This window comes from Bordetella genomosp. 12 (genome assembly GCF_002261355.1).
In the GTDB taxonomy this organism is placed as follows: domain Bacteria; phylum Pseudomonadota; class Gammaproteobacteria; order Burkholderiales; family Burkholderiaceae_B; genus Bordetella.
The window spans coordinates 787,347-806,653 of sequence record NZ_NEVU01000003.1 but is presented as its reverse complement, the minus strand read 5'-3'; the positions used below and the strand labels follow the sequence as shown (position 1 = coordinate 806,653).

Annotated in this window: 19 protein-coding genes, 1 tRNA gene and 1 pseudogene; 12 read left to right on the top strand and 9 right to left on the bottom strand. The window is 64.2% G+C overall.

All coding sequences use genetic code 11. The features are described from left to right. Window positions 1–6 precede the first annotated feature (6 nt). Genes CAL22_RS15900 through CAL22_RS15890 form a run of 3 tightly spaced genes read left to right on the top strand, consistent with a single transcriptional unit; the run spans window position 7 to window position 2,905 of the window. Window positions 7–1,074 carry a DUF4392 domain-containing protein gene (locus CAL22_RS15900; protein WP_244193905.1) on the top strand — a complete coding sequence of 356 codons (1,068 nt, stop codon included), beginning with the start codon at window positions 7–9 and terminating at the stop codon, window positions 1,072–1,074. After that, window positions 1,071–1,544, top strand: coding sequence for a RidA family protein (locus CAL22_RS15895; RefSeq protein WP_094814887.1), 474 nt, complete (start codon window positions 1,071–1,073; stop codon window positions 1,542–1,544). The genes CAL22_RS15900 and CAL22_RS15895 overlap by 4 nt, the downstream gene beginning before the upstream one ends. A gap of 41 nt (window positions 1,545–1,585) precedes the next feature. Next, complete coding sequence (locus CAL22_RS15890) at window positions 1,586–2,905, top strand: MFS transporter (protein ID WP_208622018.1); 1,320 nt, start codon at window positions 1,586–1,588, stop codon at window positions 2,903–2,905. A 290-nt stretch (window positions 2,906–3,195) separates the two neighbouring features. Here CAL22_RS15890 and CAL22_RS15885 read toward each other — a convergent pair whose 3' ends face one another. The 4 genes from CAL22_RS15885 to CAL22_RS15870 all read right to left on the bottom strand — a co-directional run bounded on the left by CAL22_RS15885 (window position 3,196) and on the right by CAL22_RS15870 (window position 8,569). Then, window positions 3,196–5,541, bottom strand: a complete 2,346-nt coding sequence (locus CAL22_RS15885; protein WP_167383659.1) for a TonB-dependent receptor — start codon at window positions 5,539–5,541, stop codon at window positions 3,196–3,198. A 157-nt stretch (window positions 5,542–5,698) separates the two neighbouring features. Beyond that, the gene (locus CAL22_RS15880; RefSeq protein ID WP_094814883.1) at window positions 5,699–6,706 is read right to left on the bottom strand and encodes a FecR domain-containing protein; all 1,008 of its coding nucleotides are present in this window, start codon (window positions 6,704–6,706) and stop codon (window positions 5,699–5,701) included. Then, a complete protein-coding gene (locus tag CAL22_RS15875; RefSeq protein WP_094814881.1) occupies window positions 6,703–7,215 on the bottom strand; it encodes a sigma-70 family RNA polymerase sigma factor in 513 nt (170 codons plus the stop codon). Before CAL22_RS15875 ends, CAL22_RS15880 begins: the two co-directional genes overlap by 4 nt. A 172-nt stretch (window positions 7,216–7,387) precedes the next feature. Continuing rightward, window positions 7,388–8,569 carry a PepSY-associated TM helix domain-containing protein gene (locus tag CAL22_RS15870; RefSeq protein ID WP_094814879.1) on the bottom strand — a complete coding sequence of 394 codons (1,182 nt, stop codon included), beginning with the start codon at window positions 8,567–8,569 and terminating at the stop codon, window positions 7,388–7,390. Window positions 8,570–8,759: 190 nt separating this feature from the next. Between CAL22_RS15870 and CAL22_RS15865 the strand changes: the two genes are divergently transcribed. Beyond that, complete coding sequence (locus CAL22_RS15865; RefSeq protein WP_094814877.1) at window positions 8,760–9,377, top strand: O-methyltransferase; 618 nt, start codon at window positions 8,760–8,762, stop codon at window positions 9,375–9,377. Window positions 9,378–9,450: 73 nt separating this feature from the next. Here the strand turns inward: CAL22_RS15865 and cls are convergent, their stop codons facing one another. Next, window positions 9,451–10,911 carry a cardiolipin synthase gene (cls, locus tag CAL22_RS15860; RefSeq protein ID WP_094814875.1) on the bottom strand — a complete coding sequence of 487 codons (1,461 nt, stop codon included), beginning with the start codon at window positions 10,909–10,911 and terminating at the stop codon, window positions 9,451–9,453. A gap of 130 nt (window positions 10,912–11,041) precedes the next feature. On the opposite strand from cls, the gene CAL22_RS15855 reads away from it, so the two are divergent. The 4 genes and pseudogenes from CAL22_RS15855 to CAL22_RS15840 all read left to right on the top strand — a co-directional run bounded on the left by CAL22_RS15855 (window position 11,042) and on the right by CAL22_RS15840 (window position 12,835). Continuing rightward, window positions 11,042–11,117, top strand: a tRNA-His gene (locus CAL22_RS15855). Between the two features lie 172 nt (window positions 11,118–11,289). Next, a complete protein-coding gene (locus CAL22_RS15850; protein ID WP_143276979.1) occupies window positions 11,290–11,946 on the top strand; it encodes a hypothetical protein in 657 nt (218 codons plus the stop codon). Window positions 11,947–12,102: 156 nt separating this feature from the next. After that, window positions 12,103–12,434: pseudogene (locus CAL22_RS15845) on the top strand (carboxymuconolactone decarboxylase family protein). 107 nt (window positions 12,435–12,541) lie between these two features. After that, window positions 12,542–12,835: a hypothetical protein gene (locus CAL22_RS15840; RefSeq protein WP_167383658.1), complete on the top strand. Its 294-nt coding sequence runs from the start codon at window positions 12,542–12,544 to the stop codon at window positions 12,833–12,835. Window positions 12,836–12,838: 3 nt separating this feature from the next. Here CAL22_RS15840 and CAL22_RS15835 read toward each other — a convergent pair whose 3' ends face one another. The 3 genes from CAL22_RS15835 to ypfJ form a co-directional block, all read right to left on the bottom strand. Next, on the bottom strand, window positions 12,839–13,603 hold the full coding sequence (locus CAL22_RS15835; protein ID WP_094814871.1) for a DUF1828 domain-containing protein: 765 nt from the start codon (window positions 13,601–13,603) through the stop codon (window positions 12,839–12,841). After that, entirely contained in the window at window positions 13,600–14,151 is a 552-nt protein-coding gene (locus CAL22_RS15830; protein ID WP_094814869.1) for a hypothetical protein, read from the bottom strand. Before CAL22_RS15830 ends, CAL22_RS15835 begins: the two co-directional genes overlap by 4 nt. Before the next feature lie 331 nt (window positions 14,152–14,482). Beyond that, window positions 14,483–15,331 carry a KPN_02809 family neutral zinc metallopeptidase gene (gene ypfJ, locus CAL22_RS15825; RefSeq protein ID WP_167383657.1) on the bottom strand — a complete coding sequence of 283 codons (849 nt, stop codon included), beginning with the start codon at window positions 15,329–15,331 and terminating at the stop codon, window positions 14,483–14,485. 64 nt (window positions 15,332–15,395) lie between these two features. On the opposite strand from ypfJ, the gene CAL22_RS15820 reads away from it, so the two are divergent. The 4 genes from CAL22_RS15820 (at window position 15,396) to bamC (ending at window position 18,886) form a co-directional block, all read left to right on the top strand. Then, window positions 15,396–16,022 carry an L-threonylcarbamoyladenylate synthase gene (locus CAL22_RS15820; protein ID WP_094814867.1) on the top strand — a complete coding sequence of 209 codons (627 nt, stop codon included), beginning with the start codon at window positions 15,396–15,398 and terminating at the stop codon, window positions 16,020–16,022. A gap of 88 nt (window positions 16,023–16,110) precedes the next feature. Then, window positions 16,111–16,758, top strand: a complete 648-nt coding sequence (locus CAL22_RS15815; RefSeq protein ID WP_094814865.1) for a site-2 protease family protein — start codon at window positions 16,111–16,113, stop codon at window positions 16,756–16,758. A gap of 86 nt (window positions 16,759–16,844) precedes the next feature. Then, the gene (dapA, locus tag CAL22_RS15810) at window positions 16,845–17,750 is read left to right on the top strand and encodes a 4-hydroxy-tetrahydrodipicolinate synthase (RefSeq protein WP_094814863.1); all 906 of its coding nucleotides are present in this window, start codon (window positions 16,845–16,847) and stop codon (window positions 17,748–17,750) included. Between the two features lie 17 nt (window positions 17,751–17,767). After that, window positions 17,768–18,886 (top strand): outer membrane protein assembly factor BamC, encoded by a 1,119-nt coding sequence (gene bamC / locus CAL22_RS15805; RefSeq protein ID WP_094814861.1) that lies wholly within the window; start codon window positions 17,768–17,770, stop codon window positions 18,884–18,886. A 65-nt stretch (window positions 18,887–18,951) separates the two neighbouring features. Here bamC and CAL22_RS21230 read toward each other — a convergent pair whose 3' ends face one another. After that, the gene (locus CAL22_RS21230) at window positions 18,952–19,197 is read right to left on the bottom strand and encodes an endopeptidase (protein WP_208622016.1); all 246 of its coding nucleotides are present in this window, start codon (window positions 19,195–19,197) and stop codon (window positions 18,952–18,954) included. Between the last annotated feature and the right edge of the window lie 110 nt (window positions 19,198–19,307).

Here is a 19,307-nt window from a genome sequence, read left to right as displayed (position 1 = left end):
CCCATCATGCTGAATTCTGATTCCAATACCTACCACCGCGTGGCCCGAACCATCGATGACTTCATGCGCATCGACTACACCGGCGTAGGCCTGATCGGCAACCTGTATGCGGCCTTGCAGTCCCGCCAGCCGGGCTACGCCTGCATGGGCGCGGCCGAAAGGCTGGCCAAGGCCGCGCAGGACAGCACCGGCCCGATTCTGATTGCGACCGGCTTTCCCGAAGGCGGCGGCGCGCCCGAAACCGACGGGCCCATCGGCGCGGCGTTGATGGCGCGTGCGTTCTTCCTGGGGCTGCGGCGTGAGACCGTCATCGTCATCGACGAAGACTGGGAAGACATGATGGTTGCCACCTGCCGGGGCGCCGGGTTGGCACCCATGCCGTTTCCCGCCGATGGCGTGATCAAGCCTTTTGATTTTCTGCGCCCGGTCTACATCAAGACCGTTCCCAAGGATGACAGGGGCGCTCATGCCATCTGCGACGCGCTGATCGCCGTGACCCGGCCCTGCGCGGCCATCGCCATCGAACGTCCGGGCCGCAACGCCAAGGGGCTGTATCACGGCCTGGGCGGGCGTCCGCTCGACGGCCTCGTGGCCAATCTGGACTATCTGTTCGACCAGGTGAAGGCCGCCGGCATTCCCTTTATTGGCATCGGCGATGGCGGCAATGAGCTCGGCATGGGCGTGATCGCTGAAGATCTGCCGCGCTTCTCGCCCAAGGCCGCCGATACGGGCACGCCAGGCCGCGGTGGCGTCGCCGCCGTGACGGCTGCCGACTGGCTGGTCGTGTCGAATGTCTCCAATTTTGGCGCGACCGGTGTGGTGGCCGCCTTGTCTGCCTTGCTGGAAAACCCGGTGGTGTTTCACGAGCCGGAGCTGGAAACCCGCAGCACCGAGCTGTGCGTGGCCAGCGGCGGCGTGGACGGTATGTTCATGGCACCGGAACCCGCGCATGACGGCATTGCGATGCAGGAGTACGCCGGAATGGTGCGCGCCTTGCGCGGCAGCGTGATGCGCGCGCTCGGCCACTCGATCAACTGGCAAGGGCAGCGCGGCGACTGGAGGCAGTTGAAATGAGCCAGACGACGATCTCCGGGCGCCTGGCCGAGCTGGGCAAAACGCTGCCGGCCGTCAATCCGCCGCGCGGCAGTTACGTGCCGGCCGTGCAGGCGGGCGAGTTGCTGTTCGTCGCCGGGCAGGCGCCTCGCCTGGACGGGGAGCTGAAGTTCTCCGGCCGCGTCGGGCGCGACCTCAGCATCGAAGCCGGACGCGAGGCTGCCGAGCTGTGTGCGCTGAACGTGCTGGCCCATCTGGCGCAGGCCTGCGGCGACGATCTGAGCCGGGTGCAAGCGGCCGTGCGGCTGGCTGGCGTGGTGAATTGCGCCGAGGATTTCGAGGCGCATTCGAAAGTGTTGGATGCCGCGTCGGAACTGCTGGCCGCCTTATTGGGCGAGCGCGGCCGGCATGCCCGCATCGCCACCGGCGCGTCTTCGCTGCCTTCCGGGATGGCGGTGGAAGTCGAAGCCATCTTCCAGATCAAACCATGAGACCAGGCGGACTTCACGCCTGACATAGCAAGGGGAAAACCGTGCAAGCAATTCTGAACCCGCCCACACCGGCGGACAACCCTCTCGACCGCCACGCCGTCTATCGCAAGATCGCGTTGCACATCATGCCGTTTCTGATGCTGTGCTATGTGGCGGCCTATCTTGACCGCATCAATATCGGCTTTGCCAAGCTCCATATGCTCAATGAGCTGGGGTTCAGCGATGCCATCTACGGGCTGGGCGCCGGGCTGTTCTTCATCGGCTATCTGATTTTCGAGGTGCCGAGCAATCTCCTGATGATGCGCATCGGCGCCAAAAAAACCATCTCGCGCATCATGATCCTGTGGGGCTTTATCTCGGCGGCGTTTGCCTTCGTGGAAACGCCCACGCAGTTCTATGTGCTGCGCTTTCTGCTGGGTGCGGCCGAAGCCGGCTTTTACCCTGGCGTCATTCTCTATCTGACCTATTGGTTTCCGGCCAACAAGCGCGCGAAGATGGTGGCGCTTTTCGTGGGTGCCGTGCCGTTGTCGGGCATGATCGGCGCGCCGCTGTCCGGGGCCATCATCGAGTTCGGCCATGGCGCGCACGCCCTGTCCGGCTGGCAATGGATGTTCCTCATCGAGGCCGTGCCCTCGCTCATCCTGGGGTTGCTGTGCCTGAAGTTCCTGGCAGACAATCCGGCCAAGGCGGGCTGGCTGTCGGACGCGGAGCGCAAGCTGGTGCAGGATGAGCTCCAGGCCGAAAAAGCCCTCACGCAGCACGACAAGTCCACCGGTTCGCTGGCCGCTACGCTCAAAGACCGCCGCGTGTGGAAGATGACCATGATCTGCTTCTGCTCGGCGATCTGCTCTTACGGCGTGTCTTTCTGGCTGCCGACGCTGGTCCAACAGCTCAACGTCGGTGACGTGATGCACGTCGGCTTGTACACCGCCGTGCCGTTTACCGCGGCCTTCATCGTCATGTACCTGATTGGCCGCAGTTCCGACCGTATGCGCGAGCGCCGCTGGCACCTGGTCGGTCCCTTCAGCTGCGTGTGCATCGGCCTGATAGGCAGCGTCGTCTTCCATGACTCGATGGGCATGGCGCTGCTGTCGCTGACCATCGCCGCCGTGGGCGCTTACAGCACGACCTCGATGCTCTTTACCATCCCGGGGCTGTTTTTGTCCGGCGTGGGGATGGCCGCTGGCGTGGCCATGATCAATTGCTTCGGCGGGTTGGGCGGCTTTGTGAGCCCTTACGTGGTGGGTGTGGTCAAGGATGTGACCGGCAGCACCGACAATGGCGTGATTTTCATCGCCACCATCGCCCTGGTCGGCGCAGCGTTGACGCTGACGTTGCCCAAAAAGCTGGTCAATCGATAGCATGACCGGTCCGGGCCGGCCCTGAGGGTGCGACCCGGCCGGGCAGAAAATCAAGCCCCCCGTGGCCTGGCGAGTGCGCCAGCGTGCGGGGCGCTTGTGCGTTTGCGCTCGCCGCTGAGACACCGGCCGCGGCCATGTTCAGGGCCCCGGACGATGCTGGCCAAACGCAATGCTTGCTGTCGTCGGCCTTTGCCGAGTGCCTGTCTTGAGCGGCAGGGAAGGGCGAATCTCCCCCGCCGTTTTTATTCCGCGCGCTGCGGCCTCGGTGTTCGGACCGCAGGGGCGCACACTCAAAAGTCGATCGACGCGGAAAGCATGACGCTGCGTGGCGCACCCTTGATGACGTAGCCGCCGAGATAGGTCTGTCCGATCCAGTATCCGTGGTTGAACAGGTTCTGCACATTGAGCCGGAAAGTCACCGGTTTGCCGGAGATGTTGGTGGCGTAGCGCGCGCCGGCGTCGTAGCGGATCCAGCTCGGGATGGTCTGGGTGTTGGCCGAATCGATGGCGAGGCCGCCGGTATAGATCGCCCGCGCGTTGAGCGAGGCGCCCGCAATCCAGGGCAGATCCCATTCGACGCCGACATTGGCCAGCCACTTGGGAACCCCGAAGGCCTGCTTGCCGTTATAGACATCTCCTGCGCTGCGCACCACGACGGCGCGGGTGTAGGAGGCGCCGGCCAGCAGGCGCACGCCGTCGGTGATCGCGCCGAAGCCATTCCACTCCACGCCGCGATTACGTTGTTTGCCGTCTGCGCTGTAGGCCGTGGTCGTCGGGTTCTTGATGAGACTGGGTTTTTCGATCTGGAACAGGCTCAGGGTGTTGGTGAAGCTGCCCATGTCCCATTTGACGCCGGTTTCATATTGCTTGCTCTTGTAGGGCGCAAACGTCTGGCCGTAACTGCTCGATAGCGTGTCGGTCACGGTCGAGCCGGCCGTCAGGCCCTCGATGTAGTTGGCATACAGCGAGACGTTGCTCCATGGCTTGACCAGAATGCCCAGCATGGGCGTGAGCGCGTCGTCGTCATACTTGGCGGTGCGGTCGCCGGCTTTGTTGAAACTCTCGGTTTTGATCCATTGCTTGCGCCCGCCCACGGTCAGCAGGACGCGATCATCCAGGAAGCCCAGCGTATCCGCCAAGGACAGACCCTGCAGCGTGGTGCGCGAGATCGTATAGGCATCGCTCGGGATGTTGTCGACGATGTTCACGGAGACAGGGTCGTAGATGTTCGACGTCACCGATGGGCCGTTGACGTAGTTCGACCCCCCCTTGGTGCGCACTTGATCGACCGCGAAAGAAATCTGGTGCGAGACCGGGCCTGTCAGGAATTTCCCGCGCAGACCGGCCTGGCCGACCTCGCCGTCCTTGGAGTAGCGGCCATTGCCCACGGCGGCGGTAAAGTTGCCCGCGTCGTTGACCTTACCGATGGCGTTGATGCCCAGGAAGGTCGAGCGGTTGCGGCCTTTGCCGCCCGCCAGATAGGCCATCCAGTTGTCGTTCAGGTCATACTCGGCGCGGCCCATGACGGTCGTGGTGTTGACGTCATAGCGCGAACCGGCGAAAGGGTTGACCTCCGCCCGGGGGGCGGCGGGCACTTCGCCGGTGCCGGAGAACCCGACGTAACGCGGGAAGCCGTCGATGGCGCTACGCTGCGACACGACATCGAGCGAGGCGCGCAGACGCGAACCGCGGTAGTCCAGGCCGAGGGCGCCCAAGGCCAACCGGCTGGCGTTGTGGTCCAGCGAAGTATCGCCATCGCGGTACACGCCGTTAAAGCGGATGCCGAATTCGTTCTGGTCGCCGAAGCGGCGGCTGAGATCGACCTGCGTGCCGACCTGTCCGTCCGAGGTGTAGTCCAGCGTCACGCGGTTCAGGGGCTGGTCGCCCGCGCGTTTGGTCTGGACGTTGATCAACCCGCCGACCGCACCGCTGGGCGGCATGCCGCCGATCAGTGCCGTGGGGCCTTTGATGACTTCGATGCGGTCGGCGATCTCGGCCGGAATGGCGTCGCCGAACGACAGCCCATATAGCCCATTGACGGAAATGGCATCCTGGTAGAACCCACGGATCGTGAAGTCCTGGTACATGCTCCCGGGCGGGCTCACCAGCCGGACCGAGGGGTCGTTTTCGACGACGGCTCCGACGGTACGCGCCTGCTGGTCGGCGATCAGCTGGCTGGAGAAGCTGGTCACATTGAAGGGCGCGTTCATGATGGTGGTGCCGCCCAGCAGCCCGAGCGCTGCGCTCGTATTCACCTGGCCGCCCGCATAGGGTGTCACCTCGCCGCTGGCAGCGCCAGCCGTCACACTGACCACCGGCAGTTCGGCCACCGTGCCGGCCGGCGCCGATTTCAAGGTATAGCCGCCGTCGGGCTGCGCGATGGCGGCCAGGCCCGTGCCGGCGAGCAGTTGGTTCAGGCCTTCGGCCACCGCAGGGCGGCCCTTTAGACCGGGCGATTGCAGCGATCCGATCAGGGTGGCGTCATAGGTGATGGTGATGTGCTCGAGCCGCGCGTAGGTATCGAGGGCGCGCGCCAACGGTCCGGGCGGGATGACATAGCCCGCTCGCGTGGCGCTGGCGGCCTGCGCCAGCGCTTGAGAGGGCAGCGTCGCCGTGGCGCCAAGCGCCAGGCTCACAGCCAGGGTCAGTCGTGGCAGGCGGCCGGGACACGGACGGGAGAAGGCACCGGAGAAAAATCGCATCATGATTCGAAGGGGGATGGGTGAGTCGTATTCCCCTAGACCGAAACAGAATCGAAAACCCCTCAGTTTTCGCTCAACGAATGTGTAACAGTCAGGATGCGCCCGGCGGCGGTTCGTCGGCGGCTGCGACGTGCACCCATAGCGGCGTGAAATACGTCAGCTTCAAGGCATGCGTGCGCGCCAGGAAGCGCAGCAGCGCGTCCGTGTCCTCGACCTGAAGCGTGCCGGATATCGGGCGCGCTGCGATGTCCGGGTCGCAGACGATACGGCCGTGGCGGTAGCGGGCGATTTCGGCCAGCACGTCGTCCAAGCGCATGTCGCGGCCGCTGATGACACCGTCGGTCCAGGCTTTGGCGTCCATGGCCGCCGGCGCCGAGCGCCCGCTGGCGCTGCGCGAGAGCCAGCCGCTTTGCCCGGACTGCAGCACCAGGGCGGCGCCCTGGACGGGCGACAGGCGTACGGCCCCCTCCATCACCGCCAGGCGACAGGTGTCGTCCTCGAGCCGGACGGTGAAGCGGGTGCCCAGCGCTTCGAGCATGCCTTGCGGCGTGGCAACAAAGAAAGGCCGCTCGCGCGTCAGCGCCGGATCTTTGCCGGTCTGAACGTAGATCTCGCCGCGCAGCAGCGTGACCAGGCGTCGCTCAGGCAATTGCTGGAAGGCGATGGCGGTATCGGAATTCAGATCCACCTGGGTGCCATCGGGCAGGCGCAAGTGCTGCCGCTGGCCTGTGCGGGTGCTGTAATCGGCCTGCAGGCGTTGCCAGGGGGCGTATTGCCGCCCGAGCCAGAAAGTCGCCGGCGCCAGGATGCCCAAAGTCGCCATCTTGCGCAGCGCTGCGCGTCGCTTAAGACCCTGGGCGGCGCGTTGCTCCTGGGCGTTGCGCAGCGTATCCACCGCCAGCGGCGAGCGCACGCCCGCCATCGCACTGACCATGGATTGCACCCGCGCCCAGGCCAGCGGATGCGTGGCATCGCGCGCCATCCAGGCGTCGAAGGCGGCCTGGGTGGCGGGCGTGGGCGGATTGCAGCGGATTTTGACGGCCCAATGAATCGCTGCATCGATCACCGCCTCGGGCAGGGCAGGCCGGGCCACGCTCATGCCGAGAACCAGGTGCTGTAGCAGTGCCGCAGAGCGCGCGCGACGTGGCGCTCGATCGTGGCCAGAGACAAGTCCAGTTCTTGCGCGGCCTGGGCGCAAGTCAGCCCCTCGAGCTGTACGAGGACAAAGGCTGCGCGTACGGGAGCTTTCAGGCCGTCGAGCGCGCGGTCGATGAGAACCAGGGTTTCGAACATCAGCGCATGCGTTTCCGCGGAGGGCTCATGGTCCGTGGGCGCGTGAGCCAGGGTGTCGATCCACGCACGATGCAACTCGCGCCGCCGCCAATGATCGATGACCAGGCCGCGGGCGATGCTGCTCAGGTAGGCGCGCGGCTGATCGGTGGGCACCGGCCGCGGACGCGCCAGCAGGCGGGTGAAGACATCATGGCTGAGATCATCGGCGTCCGCGCCATTGCCCAACTGGCGGTGCAGCCAGTTGGCCAGCCATCCCGCGTGGTCTTTATAGAGGGCGGCCACGGAGGAAGTGGCGGGTTGGGCCTGAGGCGCCATGGAAGCGTTCTGCACAAAAAGGAGCTGAAGTGCCTTAGCAAGCCGGCGCAAACGCTGCGCCGGACGTACTAATGGTAATAATTATCATTGCCTTTTTAACATTTGTGCGACATGACGGGCAATCCGCATTATCCAGAACCGTGGCATACGCGCTGCATTCCGCCGGGTCCGCCTAGTCGGCGGTATGGCCGGGCGCCTCGTCCCGCTGGGCGAGGCTGTGGCGGTGGCGCTGTTGGCCCTCGCGCCGTTTGATCCAAAGGTACAGGCCGCTGCACAGTACAACGATCGTGGCCAGGTCCAGCAGCACCCAGAGGATTTTCAGCGGCATACCGCCGTAATCACCGAAATGCAGAGGGCGCGAGACTTCCAGCAGGCGTAGATAGAGCGGCATTTTCACCTTGTCGGTGATCTGTCCCGTGCTGGCGTCAATGAGCACGGGGGTGAAGAGCCGCGAGGTCAGCGGCGTCTCGCCTTTGGCCCAGGCCAGGTAGTGATAGGGGCTGCCGAAAGGGTTGCCGGGGGGAAAGAGCAGCATGACGGTCATCCCGGGCATGGCCTGCACGGTCGTCGTGAAGGCCGCTTGCGGCGAGTGCCAGCGCTCCTGGGCAGGGGCAGGCTGGTTCTTGTACGGCACCAGCATAGCCTGGACTTCGGTGCGATTCCAGTACTGGAACAAGGGCGTGGACAGTTCGTTCATGATGCCCGTGGCGCCCACCACGGTCATCCAGACGGTCAGCACAATGCCCAACAGATTGTGCAGATCTAGCCAGCGCAGCCGCCGCGACCGATCCTTGCGCACCGTGCCGAAATCGAGTTTGCGCATGAAAGGGCCGTAGAGCACGACGCCCGACACGATGGCCACGACAAAGAGCAGACCCATGGCTGCCAGAAAAAGAGCGCCGGGCAGGTGGACGAAGAGATCGGTATGCAGATCGCGAACGACTTTCATGAAGGCCGCCCCGGTTTCGGGCGGCGCGGTCGAGTCATGCAGCACCGCCCCGGTGTGGGCATCGAAGCGGAGGGAGTGGTTCTTCGAGCCGCCGCCGATGAAGGTGTCCCACGATTGGGTCATGTAGACGATGATCTGCGGTTCGTCGTCATCGATCAGCATGGACGTGATGATCTGGCCGGGATAGCGCGCGCGGGCCGCGTCGGCCAGGACGTCCAAGCTGATGCGGGGCGCATCGGCAGCCGCTTCGGCATACGGTGCCTGATTGCTGACCAGATCCTCGATTTCATCCTTGAAGATCAGCGGCAGGCCCGTCACGCACAGCAGTAACAGGAACACCGTGCAGACGAGGCTGGACCACTTGTGGATGAGGTACCAATGGCGCGTCGAGATCAAAGTCATCATGGAAGGGACAATAGCGTACAGGGTGGCTGCCTGGCGGAGGGGGAGGGGGCACGAAGCAGCCCGGGCAGGACGCCGGGCGGCAGGATCGTCGTCACAGCCCGCGCATATTACAAATATTTCCCGGCTGGCTGGGCGAACCCGTCCGGATCGTGGTCAGATAGGCGGGTCTAGTCTTCGGAGGTGGTGCGATATGGATGCCAGGATTACGCAGGTTTTGCAGCAGTATGAGACACGCATGGATGAGGAGCGGGCGGCTCCGCGCGTCGAGCCGCCGGGCGGGCGCGATGGCGGCCAGGATCAGCGCATGCGGGCCATCGGCCCCGAGACTGGCCAACTGTTGAACATCCTGGTCAAGAGCCTGCACGAGCCGCGGGTGCTGGAGCTGGGCACCTCGTTCGGCTATTCCGGCATCTGGCTGGCCGAAGCGGCACGCGCCACGGGCGGACGCGTCATCACCACCGAGTTGCATGCCTATAAATCGCACTACGCCCGCGACATGGCGGCCAAGGCCGGTCTGGCCGACTACGTGGATTTCCAGATTGGCGACGCGCTGGCGCTGATCGCGGCCCTGCCGGGCAAGTTTGACTTCGTGTTCGTGGATCTTTGGAAGGACATGTACGCGCCTTGCCTGGAAGCCTTCTATCCCAAGTTGAGTCCGGGAGCGATCATCGTGGCCGATAACATGCTCCGGCCGGACACCGAGGGCGTGAAAGCGTACGCCAAGGCGGTGCGCGCCAAGCCGGGCATGCGCAGCGTCTTGCTGCCCGTGGGTACGGGCATCGAGGTCAGCCGCTATCAAGCCGACTGAGTGCGCGCGATGACGCGGCCGGACACGGCAATGGCGAGCAAAGCCTGCATGGCTTTGCTCGCCAGAAACAGGGCTAGAGGTAGGGCGTGGCCAGCCAGATGAGTTTGTTGCGCAGCCGGGTGGCAAAGGGGCGCTCGTACAGCGATTGCAGCGTCACGCGCTGGCCTTCGGCCACGCGGGTATCGATGCGGGCCGCCACCCACCGCGCCAGTTCGGCGTCGTAGATTTCGGTATCCAGTTCGAAGTTCAGACGCAGGCTGCGCGGGTCGAGGTTGGACGACCCTACGTATGACCAGACGCCGTCGACCGTCATCAGCTTGGAGTGGTCGAAGGCGCCGCCCGCGCGCCAGACGCGGCAGCCCGTGCGCACCACCTGGTCGAGTTGTGCCTGCATGGCGTAGTCGACCAGGCGCAGGTTGTTCTTGTCGGGGATGACGATATCGACCACGACTCCGCGGCGCGCTGCGGTGGCCAGGGCGCCGATCAGGGTCTGGTCGGGCAGAAAATACGGGGATTGAATACGGACGTGCTGTTGCGCTACCGCCAGCGCGCCCAGCAGCACGTTCTGGTTATTCCCCAGGGCGCGGTCCGGGCCCGAGGCCACGCAACGCACCGGCACCGTGCCGGCCGGCTCGGTGAGCTTGGCGCAGAACCACGGTTCGCCCGCCAGGGTTTCATGGGTGGTGAAGTTCCAGTCATGCGCGAAAACGGACATCAGTTGGCCCACCACCGGGCCGCGCAGCTCGAAATGGGTGTCGCGATTGGTCTGCGCGCCGGACAGGGCCGAGACGAAGGCGGCGCGGACATTCATGCCGCCGGTCAGGCCGTAGCAGCCGTCGGCCACCAGGATTTTGCGGTGGCTGCGCAGATTGGCGTAGGGCATGCGCAGCACGCCAAGGGGATTGGTCATGAAGCGGGCTGTCGGCACGCCGCCTTTGACCAGCCTGCGCACGATGGGCGGATGCGAGTAGCGGCTGCCCACGGCATCGATCAGTACGCGCACTTGCACGCCACGCGCATGGGCTTCGATCAAGGCATCGGCGATTTCGCGGCCGATGGGGTCGTTGTCGAAGATATAGCTTTGCATGGCGATGCAGTGCTGGGCCTGGCGGATCGCCGCCAGCATGGCCGGGTAGGTTTCATCCCCGCCGTCCAGCGGCCGGACGTGGTTGCCGCCCAGCAGTTGGAAGTAGCTCAGTTGGTCTCCCAAGGTGCGCAGGGAAGCAAACTGGGCCGCGCTGTGCGGGACCACGTCGCCGAGCGTGGCGGCGCTGAGCAGATCCACGTTGGCCAGCGCGGCTTCGTCGCGCTGTTGTGAAACCATGCTGCGCCGGATGCGATTGATGCCGGCCACGAAATACAGTAGCGCCCCGAAAATGGGCGAGAACATGGCTACGCCCACCCAGGCGATGGCGGCCCGAACATCCTGTTTGGTCATGGCCGCATGGACGGCGGCCACGGTGCCGGCGATGATGCTGATGGCTAGGACCAGATGCGGCCAGTATTGACTCAGAAGTTCGTCGAAATGCTCCATGCGCCTTCCAATGGCTGGTGTCGCCCCGCGCGACCCTTATTAGGGCGCAAGGATAGCAATCCTGGCGGCGCGGTAAAAGTGATTGGCACACTATTTAATTTTCGTGCTAGAATTCTTCTTCTTTGCAGCGGTGGCTGTAGCTCAGTTGGTAGAGTCCCGGATTGTGATTCCGGTTGTCGTGGGTTCGAGCCCCATCAGCCACCCCACCGAATAGCAGGAAAAAAGGCACGCCCGAATAGGCGTGCCTTTTTTTCGTGCTCCTTTTGCGCATCGGGCTGGTGTTCAGGCCTAGAATGCCTGCGGGCCTGAATCAGACCGGCCGCCGGTATTGCGCCCGTGATGCGCAACGACGAAAAACAAAGCGCATTTGGAGCTGTGATGGGTGAGGCCGATTTCTATCAGATAGCCATGCAGGAGTTTGACAGCGGCGCGGCAGACGCCGAGCTGCTTGCCCAGGCTTGGGTCAAGGCGCAAGGCAGCGATACGGGCCCCGCCCAGCGGCTCGAGTACGTCAAACTGCGTGTGGCTCAGCTTAAGGCCGCGCATCGCAGGAGGGCCGCGACGCAATGGGGCAGGGCGAGCCGGCCGTTGCTGGCCCGGGCAGGCAGGCTTGCCGCGCTGGCGCTGAAACTTCTCGTCTGGGTGGCTTGCGTGGCCCTGATTTCCCAGGCGCTGGACGACACGCGCTGGGGGCCATCCAATATGCTGGCGGACGTCATTGGCAAGTTTCTGGTCATTTGGCTGTTGGCCGTGCTCTTCGAGCGCCTGGCTTTGGCGCTGGTCTGCTGGCTGCGGCCGCAAGTCGGACGGATGAGGGCGAGTTTTTCCGCCATGTTGGTGTTGCGGGCGCTTTCAGGTGCGCTGGCAACCGCGCTGGTGTGGGCCGGGCAGGTTTATGTGCAGACGCAGGCCAGGCCCGGCGTCATGGTGTCGTCCGTGAGCATCGTGGCCGCGGCGTTGCTGATTCTGCCCAGCAAGGCGTTGTTCTGGCGCCGGCGGCGGCCGGCGCAGGCGAGCGAGTCGCCCGCGCTGTAGGGTTGGCCTGCCGGCGCCGCGGATTTGGTTCCGGTCAGCACAGCGGCAGACCGAAAATGAGCAAAACTTCTATTTGAAGGATGATCTGCGGCTTGCAGAATGGCAGATGCCGGACGCGCTCGCGCGTGCGGCATCCCTGATTCAAAAGGAAATGCCATGCTCGATTGGGACAACTATCGTAAGGAGCTGAAGACCCGTATCGGCGAGTTGGGTGTGCTGTCGCCCGAGACGCTGAGCGGCTATCAAGCGCTGGCCGGCGCCGGCGGCAAAAAACCGCGCATCTCGATGCCAAGACCCGTGAGCTGATTGCACTGGCCGTGGCTGTCACGACGCGCTGTGACGGTTGCATCGCCGTTCACGCGGCGCAGGCCGCGCATGCGGGCGCAAGCAAGGAAGAGGTCGCCGAAGCGCTAGGTGTGGCGGTGGCGCTCAATGCGGGCGCCGCACTGGTGTACTCGGCCCGCGTGCTCGACGCTTTGCCGGGTTGAGGCGGCTGGCCGGGCTGCGGCAATAGGGCCCGGCAAGCCTTTCGCACTTGTATCCAGAGTCCACATCAATTACAAAATATATCGCTTCTGAGCAAAAGATACGCGGTATGCTCATGGCCAGAGAGGGTGTCCCAGTGCTAGCAAACAACTCGGTTTACAAGGGATACCGCCTGACGGCCAAGGTGGCGCGCGAGGTAAGTCCAGCCGCCAGTGGCCCGTTGTTTACTGCGACCGTCGTCGTGGTTCAGGCGGATTCCATTCACGACGAAGGTGATGAGTATCCGGTGCCCTACTTTGCGGAAGGGTCCAGCGTGTACAGCCCCAGAGAGGCTGTGCACGCCGCAATCACGCATGGCCGCGAGATCGTCGACGGCCTGATCAACATGCCGCGCGCCGGCTAGGCCTCAGCCCGCGAACAATTCGGCCCAGTTGCGCGTGCGGTTCAGCGTGCGCACCACGGCGGATTGCTCGAGAATAGCCGTCGCTTTCTTGAACTCTTCGGTGGAAGCGCCGTCTTCCAGGATAACCATGCGTGCGTTGCGCGCATCGGCCATTTTCACGTCCGACATTTTTCCGTGGGTTTGATAGACCTGCGTCCAGTCGACCTTCTTGCCGGCTTTCAGGGCAATCGGTTCGATGTAGGTCACCGAGTTGTTCTGCTCGGCACGCACGGCAAAGGCAAAGTCTGCCGCATGGCCGCTGCTGCCTTGAGCCCGTGCGCCTTTGATCAAGCGGTTTGCATCCAGGGCGTCGAGCAGGGCGCGGCCGACCTGGGCACGAAAGCGCAGACGGCTGAATTTGGGCATCCATTTGGCGCACTGGAAGGACAACGCCATGGCCAGTTTGACCGCATCCCAGAGCGCTTCCTGCAATTGGCTTTTCGGGCCGCTGGCCACGATGGCCCCGCCGTCGTCAAAACTGGCCAGCGTCACGCCGGGCGTCTGATTGAGGGTTTCCAGGCGCTTGGCGACCAGCTCGATCCCGTAGACAGCGGCATGCATGGCGGTTTCGCCGGCGTCGGTCAAATAAAAGCTGTCGTCATCGGGGTAGGCGATAAAGAAGGCAGCATGCTGCCCATCCAGGCCCAGTGTCATGGGGGCGATGGCGCGTATGGCGCGTTCGCCGGCTGGAATGACCGTCCAGCCGGAGGCTTCGAGGAAATTGCTCATAGGATCAACTCGATTTGGCGGCCCTTCAGCGGATGGGCAAAGCCGCCTGCCAACGTCAGATTCGCGCGCGGCAGGAAGTATTCGATGAGGGCGGAGATACTGCTCAGCGCCGGCGTGATGGGTTCTGCATAGCCTTCGCCTTCGGCGACCCAGATGTGCTGGTGGCTGCGGTCAGCCAGCACGCGGCGGTAATTGGGCAGGCCATTGCCCACCAGGCTGCTGTGGAAGCTGTCATCGCTGTCCACGCCAAACACGCGGTGCGGGCCGACGAACAGACTGGCGCTGAAGGTCTCGCCCATCATGATGGCGGCCTGGCCATGCACCCGGGTGCGAGGGCTGCGATAAAACACGCGAAAGATGACGTCTTCGCGGACTTCGCCCTTGACCTTACAGGGCGAGCCGAATTCCATCCAGAGGGCGGCCGCGGCATTTCCCGCGGTGTTAAGCGGCCGATGAACCCAGGAAATCGGTTTGACGGTTTCCTTCGGCTCGGCCAGGATCTCCTGGACCTCGTCCGGCGTAATGAGGGGTTCGACTTTGTTGGCCATGGGCGAAAAAAAGAATGAATGCGTATGCCCGATTCGGGGCGTTGCGCCGCCTTTCGGGCTGATCTGGTGTTGTCCGCAGGGTTGCCGCTCACAGGGGCTTGTGGCCTGGGCGGCCAGCCTGGCTGCCAGAGCCGCCGCGGTGGCGCGCCTGCGCTGCCGGCCGTGGCCAGGCTTCGGCGCCCCGGCAAAGCGCTCACTGCCGCGCGGCAAGACGCCTAAAGCGGGGCGCTATCTTACAAGATAGCCGGGCCGAGCCGGTCGCGGCCCGGGCAAAGACCGGCGCTAAGGGCAAGCCGCAAAGTATGCTGGTTTTATGTACAGGCGACAAGTTTCAGAGCGGGTTGGCCGCGAAGGTGTCGCATTGGCGCAGGTCGCCCGATTCCAGACCGCGCTTGAACCAGCGCACGCGCTGCGCGGAACTGCCATGCGTGAAGGCATCGGGCACCACGTAACCCTGGGATTTGCGTTGCAGCGTGTCGTCGCCGATGGCGCTGGCGGCGTTCAGGCCGGCTTCGATATCGCCATTTTCGAGGATGTGGCGCGCCTGGTCGGCGCGGCGTGCCCACAGGCCCGCGAAGCAGTCGGCTTGCAGCTCCATCCTGACCGAAAGCGCATTGGCCTGCGCGGGATTGCGCCGGCGCGCCTGATCGACCTGATCGGCGATGCCCAGCAGGTTCTGCACGTGATGGCCGACCTCATGGGCAATGACATAGGCCTGGGCAAATTCGCCGGGCGCATTGAGCTTGTGCTTCATCTCGTCGAAAAAGCTCAGGTCCAGATAGACTTTGCGATCAGCCGGGCAGTAAAACGGCCCCATGGCCGCCTGCCCGGTGCCGCAGGCCGTGGGCGTGGCGCCTCGGAACAGCACCAGTTTCGGCGCGGCGTACTGGCGATTGAGGTCGCGTTGGAAGATCGTGCTCCAGGTGTCCTCGGTCTCGCCCAGCACGCGCGCCACGAAGCGGCTGGCGGGATCGTCGGCGCGCGGCGCGGGCGCTTGTTGCTGTTGGCTGGTCTCGGGGCCCTGTGCCATTTGCAGCACGACCGAGGGGTCGATCCCGAAATACATGGCCACCAGCGCGAGCACCACGGTGCCCAGGCCGATGCTGCCCTTGCCCAGGCGGGGGCCCTGGCTGCGGCGGTCTTCGATATTTTCACTTTCGCGCGAATCATCCATGCGCATGGCGCTCTCCTTGGGCGTTGCCGGCCGCATGGCCGGTTCGCAGGACTAATGGTAGGATAAATCCATGGCTCTGCATCTGACTATCCATCCCGACAACCCGCAGCCGCGTCTGCTCAAGCAGGCCGCGCAGTGGATCAGCGACGGCGGCCTGGTCGCCATCCCGACGGATTCGAGTTACGCGGTGGTCGCCCGCCTGGACGACAAGGACGCCGCCGACCGGCTGCGCCGCTTGCGCGGGCTCGACGAGCGCCACCACCTCACTTTGCTGTGCCGCGACTTGGCCGAGATCGGCCATTTCGCCAAGGTGGACAACCGCCAGTACCGCTTGCTCAAGCTGGCGACGCCCGGGCCGTGGACCTTCATTCTCGAAGCCACGCGTGAGGTGCCGCGCAGGGTGTCGCATCCCTCGCGCAAGACCATAGGCATACGGGTGCCGGATCATGCGGTCGCGTTGGCCTTGCTGGAGCAGGTCGGCGCGCCCCTGTTGTCGACGACGCTCATTCCCCGGGACGAAGAAGACGCCCTGAACGATCCGGAGGATATCGGCTTGCGCTACGCGCATGAGCTGGCCGCGGTGATCGACGCCGGGGCGTGCGCGCAGCATCCGACCACCGTGATCGATCTGACCGGTGACGAGCCGGCCGTGCTGCGGCGTGGCCGCGGCGACCCGCAGACCCTGGGCCTGTCCTGAGACGGGCCGGGCTTAATTTGTCCCCGAAAATGTTTGATTTGCGTCGGCACGCGCCACGGCGCCTGGCTGCCTCTACAATGGCGCGGCCATGAACGACATCATTCAGACCATCGCGGTCTACGCGATCCCCGTTATTTTCGCCATCACGCTGCACGAGGCGGCGCACGGTTATGTGGCGCGCCTGTTCGGCGACCCGACCGCGCAGCAGGCCGGACGGGTGACCTTGAATCCGCTCAAACACATCGACCCGGTGGGAACACTGCTGGTGCCGGTGGTCATTTTGTTGACTTCCAAGCTGCTGGGTGCGGGCGGACTGCTGTTCGGCTGGGCGAAACCCGTTCCAGTTGATTTCGGACGTCTGCGCCATCCCAAGCGCGATATGCTCTGGGTGGCGCTGGCCGGGCCGGCGTCCAACCTGCTGATGGCCATCCTGTGGGTGCTCTGTTTCCGGCTCTACCGCGAAATGGGACTGGAAGAAAGTTTCTGGTACGAGATGGTTCAGGCCGGCATCAGTGTCAATCTGGTGCTAATGGCGCTCAATCTGCTGCCTATTTTGCCGCTCGATGGCGGACGCATCCTCTTTAGCCTGCTGCCGCATCGCCTGGCCTGGCAATATTCGCGTATCGAACCCTACGGATTGGTCATCGTCCTGCTGTTGCTGGTGACGGATGTCCTGTGGGTATTGATGGAACCGATCTTTTCCCTGGGCGCCAGTATCGTGAACTGGTTTCTCTAGGATTTTGTTCAATATCCGGTAAACTCGCCGGTTTAATAGATTGACGCCTGGGGCATGGGGTTCCGGGTCAGGAGCCTCTCGAAATCATGGCATCCTCTGCTTCGACCGCAGACATTACTTTCAAGGGCAGCATGGTGGCCTTGGTCACCCCGATGCAGCCCGACGGCAGCCTGGACTACACCGCCTATCGTGCGTTGATCGACTGGCATGTCCAGGAAGGCACGAACGCGCTGGTGGTGGTGGGCACCACGGGCGAGTCGCCGACCGTCTCCATGGAAGAGCACGCCGAGTTGATCCGCGTGGCCGTGGAGCATGCGGCCGGCCGCATCCCGGTCATCGCCGGCGTGGGCGCCAACTCGACCGACGAAGCCATTCATCTGGCGCGTCACGCCAAGGCCGTGGGCGCCCAGGCGGGCCTGTCGGTGGTGCCCTACTACAACAAGCCTACCCAGGAAGGCATCTACCAGCACTTCCGCGCCATTCAGGAAGCGGTGGATCTGCCGACCATTCTGTATAACGTGCCCGGCCGAACGGTGGCCGACATGTCCAACGATACCGTGTTGCGTCTGGCCCAGGTGCCGGGCGTGATCGGCATCAAGGATGCCACGGGAGATATCGCCCGTGGTGCCTTGCTCCTGCGTGAAGCTCCGGCGGCATTTCAGGTTTTCAGCGGCGATGATCCCACCGCTGCTGCCCTGATCCTGTTGGGTGCACGAGGCAATATCTCCGTGACCGCGAACGTGGCGCCCAAGCTGATGAGTCAGCTGTGCGCCGCCGCCCAGGCCGGCGATGTGCCCCGTGTCCGTGAACTTAACGCGCATCTCGCCCGTCTGAACAAGGCCTTGTTCGTCGAGGCCAATCCTATCCCCGTCAAATGGGCGCTGGCTCAAATGGGACGCAGCGCGCTGGGCTACCGCCTGCCGCTGGTCGAACTGGGGGCTGCGCATCACGACACTGTTCGTCGCGCGCTCCAGGAAGTGGGTCTGCTTTAAATATCGTGAGGACGCGTATGAATACTCGTCATGCCGGCATGTCGGCATTGATGGCCCTGATGTTGTTGTCTGGTTGCAATGACATCAACCAGCTCATGGGCAATGATGAATCCATTGACTACAAGAGCACTCGCCGCGGCGAACCGCTCTCCATTCCGCCAGATCTGACGCAGGCCAACGCCGATCCGCGCTACAAGGCGCCGGCTTCGGGTTCGACCACCTTCTCTCAGTATCAGGCGCAAGGTCAACAGGTTGTCTCGGCCCCGCAGAACACCAATGTGCTGCCGCAGCGTGATGATATGAAGGTCGAGCGCGATGGCAATCTGCGCTGGCTCGTGGTGCAGCGTCCGCCTGAGCAGATTTTCCCCAAGGTGGTCGATTTCTGGACCGACACGGGCTTTACCGTGGCGACCAACGACCCGCGCTCGGGCCTGATCGAGACCGAGTGGGCGGAAAACCGCGCCAAGATCCCGGAAAGCTGGCTGCGCCAGTTGCTGGGCGCCGTGCTGGAAACGGCATGGGATAGCGGCGAACGCGAGAAATTCCGCACCCGCGTCGAGCGCGTCAATGGCCATACCGAGATCTTCATCAGCCATTCGCAGATGCTCGAAAAGCGCACCGGCCCCGATGGTGCCCAGGTGCAATGGACCAACGGCAAGGAAGACCCCGGTCTGAACGCCGCCATGCTGGCTCGCCTGATGGTCTATCTGGGCACCGATGTGGACGCCGCGCGTAAATTGGTCGCACAAGCCGAAGCTTCGCCCCAGCGTCCCGCCGTGGAGCAAAGCGTGCGTGCCGAAGGCGCGATGCTGGTGGTCGCGGAGTCCTTCGACCGCGCCTGGCGCCGTGTGGGCGTCGCGCTGGATTCCGGCGGCTTTGCCGTGGACGATCGTGATCGCAGCGCCGGTGACTACTTCGTGCGCTACGTCGACAGCGACACGGGCCTGAAGAATGACGAACCTGGCTTCTTCAGCCGTCTGTTCGGCGGCGACAAGAAGGCCGCTGCTGCCCAGTACCGCATCCATGTGGCGGGCGCGGGGGATCAGACGCAGGTCACGGTGCTCGATGCCAATGGCCAGCGAGACAACAGCGCGACCGCGCAACGTCTGCTGAGCGTGCTCAAGGACAAGATGTAAGTCCTGACGCCCCAAGAAAAACGGCCTTCCGATGGAAGGCCGTTTTTTTTGTCTCGCTGAGGCGATCAGGATGCCGGGGTGGTAGCGCCACCGCTGGGCGTCGTCGAGCCGGTGCCCGGGGTCGTGCCGGGGGCGCTGTCAGCCGGAGCCGGGCTCGTGCTCGGGGCCGGGCTGGTGCTCGGGGCCGACTGCGAGGGGGCGGGCGAAGTGGGGGCCGGCGTGGCGGCCGGCGCGGCGGGCTCTTCCTTCTTGTTGCACGCAGACAAAGCCACGGCCAACACCGAAGCGACGATCAGGGTTTTGCTCATCATATCGAGACTCCTGTTTGTGGGATTGTGGTGGATCCCTTGGGTATTAGGGGAAACCAGAATCCAGGCTACAGGAATCTGTCAGGCGCTTGGGTGTGGAAATTAAAGCGGTG

Bases quoted from the DNA above. Each gene is read 5' to 3' on its own strand.
- CAL22_RS15830 (WP_094814869.1), bottom strand. From the start codon at position 14,151: ATGGCCAACAAAGTCGAACCCCTCATTACGCCGGACGAGGTCCAGGAG.
- CAL22_RS15865 (WP_094814877.1), top strand. From the start codon at position 8,760: ATGGATGCCAGGATTACGCAGGTTTTGCAGCAGTATGAGACACGCATG.
- CAL22_RS15815 (WP_094814865.1), top strand. From the start codon at position 16,111: ATGAACGACATCATTCAGACCATCGCGGTCTACGCGATCCCCGTTATT.
- bamC (WP_094814861.1), top strand. From the start codon at position 17,768: ATGAATACTCGTCATGCCGGCATGTCGGCATTGATGGCCCTGATGTTG.
- CAL22_RS15835 (WP_094814871.1), bottom strand. From the start codon at position 13,603: ATGAGCAATTTCCTCGAAGCCTCCGGCTGGACGGTCATTCCAGCCGGC.
- cls (WP_094814875.1), bottom strand. From the start codon at position 10,911: ATGGAGCATTTCGACGAACTTCTGAGTCAATACTGGCCGCATCTGGTC.
- ypfJ (WP_167383657.1), bottom strand. From the start codon at position 15,331: ATGCGCATGGATGATTCGCGCGAAAGTGAAAATATCGAAGACCGCCGC.
- CAL22_RS15880 (WP_094814883.1), bottom strand. From the start codon at position 6,706: ATGAGCGTGGCCCGGCCTGCCCTGCCCGAGGCGGTGATCGATGCAGCG.
- CAL22_RS15900 (WP_244193905.1), top strand. From the start codon at position 7: ATGCTGAATTCTGATTCCAATACCTACCACCGCGTGGCCCGAACCATC.
- dapA (WP_094814863.1), top strand. From the start codon at position 16,845: ATGGCATCCTCTGCTTCGACCGCAGACATTACTTTCAAGGGCAGCATG.
- CAL22_RS15820 (WP_094814867.1), top strand. From the start codon at position 15,396: ATGGCTCTGCATCTGACTATCCATCCCGACAACCCGCAGCCGCGTCTG.
- CAL22_RS15895 (WP_094814887.1), top strand. From the start codon at position 1,071: ATGAGCCAGACGACGATCTCCGGGCGCCTGGCCGAGCTGGGCAAAACG.
- CAL22_RS15875 (WP_094814881.1), bottom strand. From the start codon at position 7,215: ATGGCGCCTCAGGCCCAACCCGCCACTTCCTCCGTGGCCGCCCTCTAT.
- CAL22_RS15870 (WP_094814879.1), bottom strand. From the start codon at position 8,569: ATGATGACTTTGATCTCGACGCGCCATTGGTACCTCATCCACAAGTGG.
- CAL22_RS15840 (WP_167383658.1), top strand. From the start codon at position 12,542: ATGCTCATGGCCAGAGAGGGTGTCCCAGTGCTAGCAAACAACTCGGTT.
- CAL22_RS15850 (WP_143276979.1), top strand. From the start codon at position 11,290: ATGGGTGAGGCCGATTTCTATCAGATAGCCATGCAGGAGTTTGACAGC.
- CAL22_RS21230 (WP_208622016.1), bottom strand. From the start codon at position 19,197: ATGATGAGCAAAACCCTGATCGTCGCTTCGGTGTTGGCCGTGGCTTTG.